General features: G+C 70.9%; 11 protein-coding genes. 3 read left to right on the forward strand and 8 right to left on the reverse strand.

The features are described 5' to 3' along the window. Positions 1 to 14 precede the first annotated feature (14 nt). Genes ASF20_RS07355 through ASF20_RS07365 form a run of 3 tightly spaced genes read right to left on the reverse strand, consistent with a single transcriptional unit; the run spans position 15 to position 6,729 of the window. Complete coding sequence (locus ASF20_RS07355) at positions 15 to 932, reverse strand: transglutaminase family protein (RefSeq protein ID WP_056272521.1); 918 nt, start codon at positions 930 to 932, stop codon at positions 15 to 17. After that, positions 929 to 3,448 carry a circularly permuted type 2 ATP-grasp protein gene (locus ASF20_RS07360; RefSeq protein WP_056272525.1) on the reverse strand — a complete coding sequence of 840 codons (2,520 nt, stop codon included), beginning with the start codon at positions 3,446 to 3,448 and terminating at the stop codon, positions 929 to 931. Before ASF20_RS07360 ends, ASF20_RS07355 begins: the two co-directional genes overlap by 4 nt. After that, positions 3,445 to 6,729, reverse strand: coding sequence for a transglutaminase family protein (locus ASF20_RS07365; RefSeq protein WP_056272528.1), 3,285 nt, complete (start codon positions 6,727 to 6,729; stop codon positions 3,445 to 3,447). The genes ASF20_RS07360 and ASF20_RS07365 overlap by 4 nt, the downstream gene beginning before the upstream one ends. Positions 6,730 to 7,136: 407 nt before the next feature. Between ASF20_RS07365 and ASF20_RS07370 the strand changes: the two genes are divergently transcribed. Further along, a complete protein-coding gene (locus tag ASF20_RS07370) occupies positions 7,137 to 8,285 on the forward strand; it encodes a putative zinc-binding peptidase (RefSeq protein WP_056272530.1) in 1,149 nt (382 codons plus the stop codon). Between the two features lie 31 nt (positions 8,286 to 8,316). On the opposite strand, the gene ASF20_RS07375 is transcribed toward ASF20_RS07370, so the two are convergent. From ASF20_RS07375 to ASF20_RS07395, 5 genes are all read right to left on the reverse strand, one after another. Beyond that, positions 8,317 to 8,712 carry an acyl-CoA thioesterase gene (locus ASF20_RS07375; RefSeq protein ID WP_056211462.1) on the reverse strand — a complete coding sequence of 132 codons (396 nt, stop codon included), beginning with the start codon at positions 8,710 to 8,712 and terminating at the stop codon, positions 8,317 to 8,319. A gap of 79 nt (positions 8,713 to 8,791) precedes the next feature. Continuing rightward, complete coding sequence (locus ASF20_RS25265; protein WP_280136479.1) at positions 8,792 to 8,920, reverse strand: hypothetical protein; 129 nt, start codon at positions 8,918 to 8,920, stop codon at positions 8,792 to 8,794. A 188-nt stretch (positions 8,921 to 9,108) separates the two neighbouring features. Beyond that, the gene (locus tag ASF20_RS07385) at positions 9,109 to 9,405 is read right to left on the reverse strand and encodes a hypothetical protein (RefSeq protein ID WP_056211258.1); all 297 of its coding nucleotides are present in this window, start codon (positions 9,403 to 9,405) and stop codon (positions 9,109 to 9,111) included. A 150-nt stretch (positions 9,406 to 9,555) separates the two neighbouring features. Beyond that, positions 9,556 to 9,741 carry a DUF1508 domain-containing protein gene (locus ASF20_RS07390; protein WP_056211256.1) on the reverse strand — a complete coding sequence of 62 codons (186 nt, stop codon included), beginning with the start codon at positions 9,739 to 9,741 and terminating at the stop codon, positions 9,556 to 9,558. A 146-nt stretch (positions 9,742 to 9,887) separates the two neighbouring features. Next, a complete protein-coding gene (locus tag ASF20_RS07395; protein ID WP_056272537.1) occupies positions 9,888 to 11,375 on the reverse strand; it encodes a DEAD/DEAH box helicase in 1,488 nt (495 codons plus the stop codon). A gap of 401 nt (positions 11,376 to 11,776) precedes the next feature. Here ASF20_RS07395 and ASF20_RS07400 point away from each other — a divergent pair, with 401 nt between their 5' ends. After that, complete coding sequence (locus ASF20_RS07400; protein WP_056272540.1) at positions 11,777 to 13,195, forward strand: oligosaccharide flippase family protein; 1,419 nt, start codon at positions 11,777 to 11,779, stop codon at positions 13,193 to 13,195. Continuing rightward, entirely contained in the window at positions 13,192 to 14,415 is a 1,224-nt protein-coding gene (locus ASF20_RS07405; protein ID WP_082501222.1) for a GNAT family N-acetyltransferase, read from the forward strand. Before ASF20_RS07400 ends, ASF20_RS07405 begins: the two co-directional genes overlap by 4 nt. The last annotated feature ends 11 nt before the right edge of the window (positions 14,416 to 14,426 follow it).

Genomic DNA, 14,426 nt, shown 5'->3' on the forward strand with positions numbered 1-14,426 from the left:
CCCGGCGGGGCCGGTCAGGCCGGGGTGGCCTGGAGCGGAGCCGCATGCTCGGGCATCGGCTCACCGTCCGGCACCACGTCCACCTCGACCTTGAGCTTCTGCGGGCCCGAGGCGGAAACGATGCCGTCGATGGGGGACACGTCGGTGTAGTCGCGTCCACGGGCCACGACGATGTGATCGTCGCACATGCCGATGCCGTTGGTGGGGTCGAGGCCGATCCAGCCGTCCCCGCACCAGACCGAGACCCAGGCATGGCTCGCATCGGCGCCGCGCAGGCGCGGGCGACCGGCGGGCGGGATCGTCCGGAGGTAGCCGCTGACATAGGCGGCCGGCAGGCCGAGGCCGCGCAGGGCCGCGATCATGATGTGGGTGAAGTCCTGGCAGACGCCGGCCCGGAGGGCGAAGGCCTCGGCGAGGGGCGTGTGCACGGTGGTGGCCTTCGCGTCGAAGGTGAAGTCCGCCCGGATCCGCTGCATCAGGTCGAAGGCGCCGCCATAGGCGCTCCGGCCCGGGGGAAAGCTCGGCCGGGCATAATCCGTCACCTCCGGCACCAGCGGCACGCGCAGGCTCGGGAATTGGAAGTGCACCGGCCGGTCCGGGCCGAGGCCGCGCCCATTCACCGCCTCGTCGCGGACCTGCTCCCAAGGGCGGCCGGATTCCGCCGGCGGCGGCGGATCGCGCTCGACCCGAACCCGCGACAGGGCCTCCACCCGCAGTTCGGTGTGGGGCGTGTCGATCGTGACCGCGGTGGCATCGAGACCGAAATAGTCGCGCCGGACGATGCGGGTCCGCGGATCGGGCGTGATCGTGAGGCCGCTCTCCAGCACGGTCTGCCCCTCCCCGTCGCGCGGGCGCAGGCGCAGGGTGCAGCGGGCGAAGCGCACGGGGCGGGCGTACCGGTATGTGGTGAGGTGGCGCAGCGTATAGATCACGCGAGCCCCACGAGCTTTTCCGGGCGCAGGGCATGCGGCCCGTTGGGGAAGTAGCGGGTGGCCACGGCGTCGGCGAGGCCCTCGACCTCGTTCTCCAGGCGCATCAGGGCGGCGCCGTCGAACTCCGCCGCCTCGCCGGTGGCGAACTCGGCCAAGAGCTTGGCGGCGATGCGCTGGTGCGGCTCGGGCAACCCGTCGGCCCGTAGAACCGGAAGCTGGCCGAGATGCCGGGTGATCGCCTCGAGCTGGAAGGCGACCGAGCGCGGATTGAACGGATCGAGGAGCACCATGTCGCGCACCGGATCGAGGGCCACCCCCTGCAGGTAGCGGGCACCGAACGAAACGTGCGAATCGCACAGGGACAGCATCACGCCGAGGTCCTCGGCGCTGGCGCCGTCGCCGGCGAAGCGGGTGGCGAAGCTCAAGGTATTGATGGCGCGCTCGATCCGGCGGCCGAGACCGACGAAGTGCCAACCGGTGGTGCGGTTCATGTTCTCCTGGGCGAGACCCGACAGGGCCGCGATGTGGCTGAGGGCGCGTTCGGCGAGGCCCAGGAGCTGCGCTTCTGGCAACGCCTGCCCGGCCTCGATCTCCAGGACCTCCTTCAGGTCCGCCAGCGCCCGCCAGGCTTCGCCGGAGAGACGCTCGCGCAGGGTCGCGGCGTTGATCCGCGCGGACAGGCTGTGGCGCAGGGCGGAGCCGTGGGCGTCGTGGCCGCCGAGGGCCTGCTGGGCCAGGGCCGCGGTGGGCAGGTCGGGGGCCTCGATGGCCCCCCACTCGTCGAGGAGTGCACGAATGCGCAGCGCGGTGGGCGCCTTCGCGTCGCCCGCCATGTCGGCGATCACGGCGGAACCGACGCTGCCGAGATGCGCGAGGACGAGGCGGATCACCGCCTCGGCCCGCTCGACGTAGCGCCCGAACCAGAACAGGTTGTCGGCCGCCCGCGAAGGCAGGTGCCCGGCGATCCGGCGCACCCGCGCCGGCCCGGTCTGAATCAGGGTGACCGGCTCCACGGGATCGCGCGACAGGATCCAGACATCGGCCGACTTGATGCCGGCGCGCATCTCAAGAGGCTCGACATCGGGCCGCTCCGAGATGCGGCAGAAGCCGCCCGGCATCACGCGCCAGCCCTCGGGCGTCGCCGCCGCGAAGACCCGCAGCACGAAGGGCCGCGGCACCAGGCGCAGGGAGCCGCCGCTCGGGTCCCAGGCCGGCATGGTGGCGAGCGGCATCGTCTCCTGGGCGACGTAGTCGAAGGGCCGGTCGCGCAGGGCCGCGCGCAGGCGGTCGCGTTCGGCATCGAGGGCATGCGGGGCCAGGATCGCGTCGCGCACGGCTCCCTTCGGAGGCGTCGCCACCGGACGCAGGCTCAAGCTGTCGAGCCGGTCGCGGATCTCGGCCAGCGCCCGCGGATCGCCGCACCACCAGGTCTTCGGCCCGGCGAGTGTCAGGTCCCGCCCGAGGAGATGCCGTGCGATGCCGGGCAGGTAGGCGGCGAGCGCACCGGATTCGAGGATGCCCGAACCCGGCATGTTGCCGACGACGAGGTTGCCGTTGCGCAGGGCTTCCACGATGCCCGGGACGCCGAGGCGCGAGGCCGGGTTGAGCTCCAGGGGGTCGAGGTAGTCGGAGTCGATGCGCCGCCAGAGCACGTCCGCTCGCTTCAGGCCGGAGACGGTGCGGATGTGCAGGGCTCCGTCCTGCATCACGAGGTCGTCGCCCTCCACCAGGAGCAGGCCGAGATAGCGGGCGAGCGCGGCCTGCTCGACATAGGTCGAGCTGAAAACCCCTGAGGTCAGGAGGCAGATGCGCGGGTCGCTGCGCTGCGCACCCACCGCGAGGCCATCGCGAAAGGCCTGGAAGAAGGCGGCCAGGCGCTCGACCTGCAGGTCGGCATGAAGGTCCGGGAAGGCGCGGGTGAGGACGAGCCGGTTCTCAAGGGCGTAGCCGGGCCCGGAGGGCGATTGCGTCCGGTCGGCGAGCACCCGCCAGCGCCCGTCGGGCCCGCGCGTCACGTCGGCGGCGTAGAGCTTGAGGAAGCGGCCGCCCGGCGGCGTGACGCCGACCAGGGGACGCATGAATTCCGGGCTGCCCGCCACCACTGCGGCCGGCAGCAGGCCCTCGGCCACGAGGCGCTCCGGGCCGTAGAGGTCGGCGAGGATCGTCTCCATCAGCGCGGCGCGCTCGACGATGCCGGCGCTCAGCGTCTCCCAGTCCGCCTGTTCGAGGACGAGCGGCAGCGAGCCCAGCGGCCAGGCATGCTCGCGCTTGTCGCCGTAGATCCGATAGGAGATCCCGGTGTCGCGGATGCGCCGGACCGCCGAGATGAAGCGGGCGCCGATCTCGACCTCGTCCATACCGCCGAGCTGGTCGAGGAATCGCGGCCAGGCCCCCTTGGGACGGCCCTCGTGATCCATCAGCTCGTCGGGGACGTCCCGATGTGGCCGGTATGCGGAGGTCCAGCGCGCGAGGCGCTCGGCCCGTCCCTGTATCTCCGCCGCGGCCGCTGCGCTCATGGGAGGGTGAAGCCCGGGGGTGCGGGGGTGCGCAGGTCGAGCGTCATCGGAAACTCGCGATTGGTCTCTTCGGGCGGCATCGCGATCTTGCCGGGGGTGTGGCCGTGGGCCTGGAAGCGCGCGAGGCGACGCCCCTCCGCCTCGTAGGTGTTCACCGGGAAGGTCTCGTAGTTGCGTCCGCCCGGATGGCTGACATGGTACCGGCAGCCGCCCAGCGACCGGCCGCTCCAGGCGTCGAGGATGTCGAGGGTGAGCGGCGAGTGCGCGGGAATCGTGGGGTGCATCGAGGAGGCGGGCTGCCACGCCTTGAAGCGCAGGCCGGCCACCGCCTCGCCGGCGGTCCCGGTGCCGGTCATCGGCAGGCGCCGGCCGTTGCAGGCGATGACGTGCCGGCCGGGCACGTAGCCCTCGACCTTCACCTGCAGACGCTCCACCGACGAGTCCACGTAGCGCACGGTTCCCCCGATCGCGCCCTCCTCGCCCAGCACGTGCCAGGGTTCGAGGGCCTGGCGGAGCTCCAGCTTCACGCCGCCCTGCTCCACCGTTCCGAAGACTGGGAAGCGGAACTCGCGCTGCGCCACGAAGGCCGCCGGGTCGAAGTCGTAGCCGGCCGCCCGGAGGTCTTCCAGTACGCCGAGGAAATCGGCCCACAGGAAGTGGGGCAGCATGAAGCGATCGTGCAGGCCCGTGCCCCAGCGGACACATCCGCCTTCCTGCGGCTCGCGCCAGAGCCAGGCAACGATCGCCCGCAGCAGGAGCTGCTGCGCCAGGCTCATGCGCGGATCCGGCGGCATCTCGAACGAGCGGAATTCGAGAAGCCCGAGGCGCCCCGTGGGGCCGTCCGGCGAGTAGAGCTTGTCGATGCAGATCTCGGACCGGTGGGTGTTGCCGGTCACGTCCACGAGGATGTTGCGGAAGATGCGATCCACGAGCCAGCGCGGGATGTTGGGCTCGTCGGGCTTCGGCACCTGCGCCATGGCGATCTCGAGCTCGTAGAGCCCATCGTGGCGCGCCTCGTCCATGCGCGGCGCCTGGCTCGTCGGACCGATGTAGAGGCCCGAGAACAGGTAGGACATCGCCGGGTGGCGCTGCCAGTACAGCACCAGGCTCTTCAGGAGGTCGGGCCGGCGCAGGAACGGCGAGTCGTCCGGTGTCGCGCCGCCGAGCACCACGTGGTTTCCGCCGCCGGTGCCGGTGTGTCGGCCGTCGGTCATGAACTTCTGCGCGCCGAGGCGGATCTGCCGGGCATCCTCGTAGAGGTCGGTGGTGATCCGCACGGCGTCGCGCCAGGCCGCGGCGGGATGCACGTTGACCTCGATCACGCCGGGATCGGGCGTGACTTTGATGACGTTGAGGCGCGGGTCGAAGGGGGGCTCGTAGCCTTCGATGTGGAGCGGCTGCTTCAGCGCAGCGGCCGTCGCCTCGAGATGGCCCAGGAGCTCCAGGTACTCGTCGACCCGCTGCAGGGGCGGCATGAAGACGTGCAGGATGCCGTCGCGCGGCTCCACCGCGAAGGCGGTGCGGACCGCGACGCCGGTGACGCCGGAGCCGTTGACGGTCTCGGGGCCGGGATGGCCCTCGGGGAGCGGGGCGCGGGCTTCCAGCGTGTCCTGCGGCTGGTAATAGGGATAGTGCTCCGGCGGCACGAAGGGCAGCGAGGACAGGGGCAGGCGGTAGCCCACGGGCGAGTCGCCCGGCGTCAGGAAGGCGTGGCCCCGGCGAAAGTCCCACGGCTCCGAGATCCAGAGCCGGTCGGAATCGCTCGCCTTGCCGGTGGGCAGGCTCGCCAGCGGGAGGGCATAGCCCGCGGCCTCGCCGAGACCGCGCGCGAAGACCCGCGCCATGCGGGCATTGGTCTCCGGGTTCGGGTAGTGCGGCTCCGCCGTCGTGACGTTGGGGGGCAACTCGTCGCGCTTGTCGGACCAGTAGACCGGATCCTCGAAGGCCGGGAACACGTAGGCCCCGAGGCCGAGGCGCTTGGCGACTCCGTCGATCAGGGCCTTGGCCTTGTGGATGTCGGCGTCGCGGGGGCCGTCCTCGGGGGCGATCAGGCCGGCATCCTTCCAGACCGGCACACCGTCCCGGCGCCAGTACAGGGCGAAGGCCCAGCGCGGTAGGCTCTCGCCCGGATACCACTTGCCCTGGCCGTAATGCAGCATGCCGCCGGGGGCGAAGCGATCGCGCAGGCGACGGATCAGCTTGTCGGCGAGGCCGCGCTTGGTCGGACCGACGGCGGCGGCGTTCCACTCGGGCGACTCGAAGTCGTCGATGGAGACGAAGGTCGGCTCCCCGCCCATGGTCAGGCGCACGTCCTGCTCGGCGAGGTCGGCGTCGATGCGGTCGCCGAGGGCGTCCATCGCGGCCCAGACCTCCTCGGAGAACGGCTTGGTGATGCGCGGCGCCTCGGCCACGCGGGTCACCGTCATCTCGAAGCCGAACTCGACGCCCGCCGGCTCGGCGAGGCCGGAGATCGGCGCCGCGGAGGCGTGGTGCGGGGTCGCCGCCAGCGGGATGTGGCCCTCGCCGCAGAGGAGGCCCGAGGTGGCGTCGAGCCCGATCCAGCCGGCGCCCGGCAGGTAGACCTCGGCCCAGGCGTGCAGATCGGTGAAGTCGGTGGTGGTGCCGGCCGGCCCGTCGACGGCGGTGGTGTCGGGGATGAGCTGGATCAGGTAGCCCGACACGAAGCGGGCCGCCATGCCGAGGCGGCGCAGGATCTGCACCATCAGCCAGGCCGAGTCGCGGCAGGAGCCGCTCTTCAGCGTCAGGGTCTCGGCGGCGGTCTGGACGCCGGGCTCCATGCGGACGCCGTAGGTGATCTCCTGCGCCACCTGGGCGTTCAGGGCCACGAGGAACAGGACCGTGTTCTGCTCGGCCGGGAGGCGCTCGAGGAAGGTATCCACCTCCGGCGCCATGGCGTCGTCGAGGACGAGGTAGGGCTTCAGCTCGGCCGTGAGGTCGTCCGCGTAGGTGAAGCCGCGGGTCTGGGCATAGTCTTCGACGAAGAAGTCGAATGGGTTGATCACCGACATGTCGGCGGTGAGGTCGACCTCGATCTTCAGCTCGGTGGTCTTCTCCGGAAAGACCAGCCGGGCGAGCCAGTTGCCGTTCGGGTCCTGCTGCCAGTTGATGAAGTGGTTCTCCGGCAGAACCTTGAGCGAGTAGGCCGGAACGGCGGTCCGCGTATGCGGCGCCGGGCGCAGGCGGATCACCTGGGGGCCCAGCGTGATCGGCCGATCGTAGGTGTAGTGGGTGACGTGGTGCAGGGCGGCTTTGATCGACACGGGGGCTCCCGCTGTGACTGGACAGGGCGCCGGGCGGGCGGATCGGCACGCGCCGGCGGCGGAGGGACGGGGCACCACCCTGCGGTGCTCCGAAGAAAGCTTCACCAGAGACATACGCCAACGGAGACCCGCAAGCGATGCCCTTGCGCGTGGGGACCCGGAAGGCCGCCCGCACGACGACCGCCCCATCCTCGCGCCGGGGGATGGCCAGGACGGGTACGGCCCGTGACGGCCTGCAAGTTTCGTGCTCCCGCGGTTCGGCCATGCCGGCCGAGCCCCAGGGCCGGAACTTCGGTCCCCTCCCATGCTTTGCCACCGTATCGCGTGCGGATAGGCTAAGAGGGTTCCCTCGCGGGCGGCATGCGACGCTCCGCGGACAGACAGGAAAGGCGTCCCCCGACGGCTCCATGAAGATCTTCCAGTGCCAGGCTTGCCACCAGCCGATCAGCTTCGAGAGCACCCATTGCGAGAGCTGCGAGCGTCGGCTGGGCTATGTCTGCGACGTCCACGAGATGTCGGCGGTGGAGCCGGTGAACGGCCTCTGGCACGCCTACGCGAATCCGGGCCGCAAGTACCGGTTCTGCGCCAACGCGGATCACGACGCCTGCAACTGGCTGGTCCCGGACGATTCTCCCAACCGCTACTGCGTCACCTGCCGCCACAACCACGTGGTGCCCGATCTCTCCATCGCCTGGAACCTGACCCGCTGGCGCCAGATCGAGGCGGCCAAGCATCGGCTGTTCTATTCGCTGCTGCGCCTCGACCTGCCGCTGATGACCCGCGACGAGAACCCCGCCACGGGTCTCGCCTTCGATTTCCTGGTCGATCCGTCGGAAAGCTATCAGATCGGGCCACCCGTCCTCACCGGGCATCGCAGCGGTCTCATCACCCTCAACATCGCCGAGGCCGACGACGTCGAGCGAGAGCGGCGGCGGATGCTGTTCGGCGAGTATTACCGCACGCTGCTCGGGCATTTCCGCCACGAGATCGGACATTACTTCTGGAACGTGCTGGTGCGCTTCGACCAGAGCCTGTGGACCTTCCGGTCCCTGTTCGGGGACGAGCGGCTGAACTATTCCGGCGCCCTGCAGCGCCACTACGCCCACGGAGCACCGCCGGACTGGGAGGAGAGCTACGTCAGCGCTTACGCCACGGCGCATCCGTGGGAGGACTTTGCCGAGACCTGGGCTCAATACCTCCACATCGTCGACACGCTGGAGACCGCCAGCACCTTCGAGATGCATGTGCGTCCGCGCCTGCGCCACGGCTCGTCCGAGCCGGTGGTGATCGACTTCGACCCCTACCGGATGACGGATTTCAGCCGGATCGTGGAGGCGTGGCTGCCCCTCACCTACGCGGTGAATTCGCTCAGCCGCAGCATGGGCCAGCCGGCCCTGTTCCCGTTCAAGCTGACCCCGGCGGTGATCGCCAAGCTGTCCTTCGTGCACGAACGGATCGAATCGGTCCGCTGCATGGGCAGCTCCGATGCCGACGCGGATGTCCTCAAGGCGGTCATCACGGGCCTGCGCCAGAAGGTGGCGGCCCCCAACGCCTGAGTGCCCGGCCCCGATCGGACCCCCCGGGCGGTCAGGTCGGTTCGATGGCGCGCGGCCGGCCCTCGTCGTCGATGGCCACGAAGGTGAAGGTCGCCTCGGTGACCTGCTCCCGAAACTGGGTGCGGAAGCGCCGCGCCCAGGCCTCGACCTCGATCTTCATGGAGCTGCGCCCCACCCGATCGATCCGGGTGTAGACGCAGAGGACATCGCCGACCCGCACGGGCCGGATGAACGTCATCGCATTCACCGCGACCGTGACCGCCCGTCCCTGCGAGCGCTCCACGGCGGCGATCCCGCCGGCCTGGTCCATCTGCGACATGACCCAGCCGCCGAAGATGTCGCCGTTGGCGTTCGTGTCGGCCGGCATCGCGATGGTGCGCACCGTCAGGTCCCCGCTGGGGCGCCGCGCCTCGTCCGTCTCCGTCATGATCCCGCTCACGTCTCACCCTCGACCGCCCGCAGTGTAGGCCGATGCCGGGCCCTTTGCCGAGGCATCGCGACCGCCTTCAGGGCATCACGTCGGCATATTTCAGGGCACCGGCCAGGATGATCGCGAAGGCGGAGAGAACGAGTTCGAGAGGAACCAATTCCCAGAGTGCGCGCGCCTCGGCGCGGCGGGCCGCAAGGACGTTCATGGCGTAACCTCCGAAGCGAGCCGTTTCGATGACGACCGTCTTCCAAGGCAGCAACTTATCGCATCCCGCCGGTGGGTCACAGCCATCGGCCTGAAGTTTACTGCTGAAAACGAGGACGGCCCGGCCCTCGTCATAACGAAGGCCGGGCCGCGAAGGCTTTGCGTCCGTGTCGGGACGCAGCCGGTTCCTTAGTAGTAGAAGCGGCGCGGGCCGTAGAAGCGACGCGGACCATAGAAACGACGCGGGCCGTAGAAGCGGCGCGGGCCGTAGTAGCGACGGCCGTAGAAGGGGCGCGGGCCGTAGAAGCGACGCGGGCCATAGAAGCGTCGGCGATAGCCGTAATACTGAACCGTCTGCACAGCGGCCGGCGCAGCCTCGCTCTGGAGGGCGAGGGCAGGACCGACGGGGGCGGCCGAAGCGCCCTGTGGCGCGGTGGCGGCGAAGCCTAGGGCCAGCAGCGCGGCCAGCACGAGTTTCCTCAGCACGTTCTCAACTCCCTGAATTCTGTCGAGTCTCGACACACCGGCATCCCTCGTCGCGAGGCCCGGATGCAGCAAACGCACGAGGTGCGAAAGCGTTTCCCACGGCTCGGCAAGCGTTGCCGTGATGGTCAACGAAGCCCTGCGTGCGGTTCGTCACGCGATCTTCAGGGTCATGTCCACCGTCGGTGCATCGGCACTGCCCTTCACGAGGCCGATACCGTGCTCGCAATCCTCACGACGCAGATAGGCCTCCGCCGAATCTGCGACGACGTTTCCGTTCTGCGACCGCAGGCGCCAGCGCCATCCGCCGGCGGAATCCCGGTAGAGTTCAAACCGCATCGCCCATGCCTCCGAAGACGCCGGGCTCGGTACCCGGCCCCCTGTGATGTGGCCCCGCGAAACGGCATGGCAATGCCCGGGGCATCGGACGCGAAAACGCCGCCCCGGAAACCGGGACGGCGCTCGAATGCGTCGGATGTGACGGATCAGGAACGCGGGCCGCGATCCAGCCAGCCGATGGCGCGACCCTCGCCGCCGCCCTGCGGGCGCGGGGCCCGGGGGCGTTCGCCGCGCGGCTCGGCGCGGGGCTCGCCCTGGGCGGCCGGCCGGCGATCGCCGCGGCCGTCCTGCGGACGGGCCGCGCCGTCGGAACGGCTCGGGCGTCCGGAGCCACCGCGGTTCTCACCGCCGCGCCCCTCGAAGCCACGGCCCTGGCCGGGACGGCCGCCCGGGCGGCTGCTCGGACGCTGGCCCTGGCGCTGGCCGGGACGCTGGCCGTTCGGCGCCGGACGGCGCTCCTCGGCCTGGGCGTTGTCCGCCGCCTCCTGGCGAGACGGCGGGGTGAAGCCCTCGGGGAAGGCGCCGACGGGGATCTTCTGGCGCGTGGTGCGCTCGATGTCCCGCAGGTAGGCCTTCTCCTCGTCGTTGCAGAACGAGATCGCGAGCCCGTTCGCCCCGGCGCGCGCGGTGCGGCCGATGCGGTGGACGTAGCTCTCCGGCACGTTCGGGAGGTCGTAGTTGATGACGTGGCTCACCGCCTCGACGTCGATGCCGCGGGCGGCGATGTCGGTGGCGACGAGCACCCGGCAGGAACCGTCCTTAAAGGCGGCCAGCGCCCGCTCGCGCTGCGGCTGCGACTTGTTGCCGTGGATCGCCGAGGCGTTGATCCCGACCTTCTCCAGGCCGCGGACGACGCGGTCGGCGCCGTGCTTGGTCCGGGTGAAGACGAGGACGCGCTCGATCGCCGGATCGCGCAGGATGTGGTTCAGCAGGGCCTGCTTCGCCCCGGTATGGGCGAAGATGACCTCCTGGGTGACGCGCTCGGCGGTGGTGGCGACCGGAGTCACCGCCACCTGGATCGGATCGCGCAGGTACTGGTCGGCGAGGCTGGCGATGTTCTTCGGCATGGTCGCCGAGAAGAAGAGGCTCTGGCGCTCCTTCGGCAGCATCTTCACGATGCGCTTCAGGGCGTGGATGAAGCCGAGGTCCAGCATCTGGTCGGCCTCGTCGAGGACGAGGATCTCGACGGCCTCGAGGGTCAGCGAGCGACGCTCGATGAGGTCCATCAGGCGACCGGGAGTCGCGACCAGGATGTCGACGCCGTTGGCCAGCGCCTTCTCCTGGCGGGAGATGGTGACGCCGCCGAACACCACGGTGTTGGTGAACGAGAGGTATTTTCCGTAATCGGAGAAGTTCTCCGCGATCTGGTTGGCGAGCTCGCGGGTGGGCGAGAGCACCAGCACGCGGCAGCCGCGACGGATCGCCTTGCGCGGGGTTTCGGCGAGGCGGTGCAGGATCGGCAGCGCGAAGGCCGCCGTCTTGCCGGTTCCCGTCTGGGCGATGCCGCAGAGATCACGGCCCTGCATGGCGGGGGCGATGGCCTGGGCCTGGATCGGGGTCGGGCTCTTGTAGCCGGCCTCTTCCAGGGCGCGCAGCACGGGCTGGGCGAGGCCGAAATCGGTGAATTGGGTCAAGGAGTCACTTTCAGGCAGCGGGACCGTGCCGGACGCCCTCGTGGCGAGGGAAATCGTCGAAAAAGGTGGTCGGTCCGTTGAGCTGGAGCCGCCCGCGTGCCGGGGCAGTCCGGGTGCATGCACGTTGAAGAGAGGGGCTCAGGTCGCGCGGGGCCCGCAGAAGCGATCCGGCAATCCGTCACGCAGCCCTCTCAAGCGGAACCATGACGGCCGCTGACGCTGCACCTGCGATATGATCCTTCGCGGGTGCGAAGTCAATGGCCACGTTGACGACGACACAGGCCGTTCGCGTCCATCGCCAACGTCGAGGGCGAATGGCGGACGAACGGATTGACGCGGCGGCAACACTGGCGTGTTACCTCGTCCCACCAGCCGGACCGCCCGGCACTTCACGGGGTCGGATGATCGCGCGCCACACCCTCACCTATGTCGGCTCGCGGGGTGTCGCCGCAGCCCTGAACATGGGCGCCCTCGCGGTATTCACCCGGCTCGCGCCCACGGACGTGTTCGGACTCTACCTGCTTATCCTGTCCTGGGCGCTGGTGCTGTACAGCGCCACCTGCCAGTGGCCGAAATTCTCGTTCTTCGCCCTCTACGCCGAGGAGCGTGCGATCTTGCAGGTCGGCACCGTAGTCCGACTCCTCGGCGCGATGGCGGCGCTCGCCGCCCTGATCGCGGCGTGCGCCGCCGGGCTCGGACTGCTCGAGCCGCACGCCGCGCTCGCGATCTTCGCCGCCGTCTTCGGCATGATGGCCTTCGAGGGCGCCGCCGAGATCGCGCGGACGCGGCTGGAGGTCGGCGCGGTCGCCGCGTCTGTGATGCTGCGCGCCGTGCTGGTCCTGGCCCTCGGCAGCAGCGCCCTCCTCCTCGGTGGCGGCGCGATCCCGCTGCTGCTGGCCACCGCCGGCGCCAACATCGTCGCGGCCCTGCCCACGCTCTATGTCATCCGCGGCCTGCTGCGGGGCGGCGGGAGCTGGGCGGAGGCGCGGCGCCTCCTCGCCTATGGCTGGCCCCTGGTGCTCTCGTTCGGGGCCGCCGCCCTGGCGCAGACTGCCGACCGCCTCGTGATCGGGGCCAGCATCGGCGTCTCGGAGCTCGGGGCCTACGGCGCCTTCGCTGACTTCCTGCGCCAGAGCTTCGTCGTCTTCGGCGACAGCGTGGCCCTCGCGCTGATCTCGATCGCCAAGCGAGATGCCCGCGACGGCGGCATCGCCGCGGCCCGTCCGGTGCTGGAGGATGCCATCCGCCTCCTCACCCTGATCGCCGCCTTCGGCGCGGTGTTCTTCCTGGCCTTCGACGGCCTCCTCGTCACCCTCCTGCTCGGCCCCGATTACCGCGAGACCGCCCTGCGGGTGGCGCCCCTCCTGGTGGCGGCCAGCATTTTGCAGATGTTCCGGTCGTATTATTTCGGGCAGGTCATCTACTTCACCCAGAAGAGCCAGCTCGATGCGGTCGCATCGCTGACGCTGCTCGTGGCGATCGGTGGACTTTCGGCCCTGCTCATCCCGCGCTACGGCGTCGAGGGGGCGGCCATCGCCATGGCGACGGGACAGGCCCTGGCCTGCCTCGTCTTCATCCTCGGCTCCCGCGAGCGCTTCCGCATGCCGGTGCCCCTGCGCGACCTCGCGGCGATCTGCGGCCTGGCCCTGGCCTGCGCCGCGGCGATTGCCGGGCTCGGCCGCCTCCCCCTGGATCCGGGCCTCGCCCTCGGCCTGCGCCTCGCCTGCCTCGCCGCCGTCTCGGCCGGGACCGCGTGGGCGTTCAACATCCTGGGCGTCGCCGACCTCGCGGCGCGCCGCTTCGGTCGCGCCGCCTCATGAGCCGCTCCGCCCAGCGCCAGGTCGCGACCCCCGAGGGCCTCGTGGTCGCCCTGCGCCCCCTGGCGGCCGACGCGCCCTGGATCGCGGCCTGGCACGACCTCGGCCGCCGGCCACTCGTCGACAACCTGTTCTACGATCCCGACTACGCCCTGCCCGCCGCCGGCGCCTTCGGCAGCGGGGTGCAGGTCGCCCTGGTCGGCGACCGCGCCCCGGAGGAGCCCGGCCTGCGGCTCGTCGCGGTCTGGCCCCTGCGGGTGAAACGCTGGCGCTGGGGGCTGCCGCTGCTCCTCGCGATGGGCTGGATGCATGATTTCGGCATCTTCGGCACCCCGCTCCTCGACAGCGCCGACGCGGGTCGCGCCCTCGACGGACTGCTCTTCGGCCTGCGCAGCCTCATCGGCCCGCGCCTGATGCTGACCCATGTCCCGACCTCCGGCCCTTTCGCGGACCTGCTTGCGGACCGGCTCGGGCGCAACCGCCTTCGCCACGCCCGCTTCTGGGCGCACGAGCGCGCCTTCCTCGACCTGACCGGCCGGGACGCCGGGGCGCGCGCCGCCTATCTCGGGCACCTCTCGTCCCGCAAGCAGCGCAAGCTGCGCCAGGCCTGGGACCGCCTGAACGCGGACGGCCCGGTGGCGTTCGAGACGATCCGCGATCCGGCCGCGCTGTCGGCGGCCATCGACGACTACATCGCCCTGGAAGGCGCCGGCTGGAAGGGCGCGCGCGGTACCGCCATCGCGGGCGACGCGGTCCAGACCCGGATGATGCGCGCCTTCGTTGCCCGCCTCGGCGCCCGCGGGGCGGTCCGGATCGACCGCCTGCGCCGGGACGGCCGCACCCTGGCCGCCGTGGTCAGCTTCACGACGCGCGGCCGGCTCTGGAGCCTGAAGATCTCCTACGATCCCGCCGTCGCCCGGCACTCGCCCGGTGCCCTGGCCTTCCACCGCCTGACCCAGGCCATCCTGGCCGATTCGACGCTGAGCACGGCGGATTCCTGCGCCCCGCCGGACTATCCCCTCCCCGAGACCTTCTGGAGCGAGCGGCTGGCCCTCGCCCACATCCTGGTCGAGGCACCGGGCGGCGACCGGTTGTTTCCCCTCGCCGTCCGCCTGGAGGGCTGGCGGGCCGGGGTCAATCTCCGCCTGAAGGCCTGGCGCGACCGCCTGCGGGACCGCCTCTCCAGCACTGCCGCGGCCCGGGGCCCCGATCCCGAGGCCTGAAGGTGCTCCAC

Source organism: Methylobacterium sp. Leaf88 (assembly GCF_001422795.1).
In the GTDB taxonomy this organism is placed as follows: domain Bacteria; phylum Pseudomonadota; class Alphaproteobacteria; order Rhizobiales; family Beijerinckiaceae; genus Methylobacterium.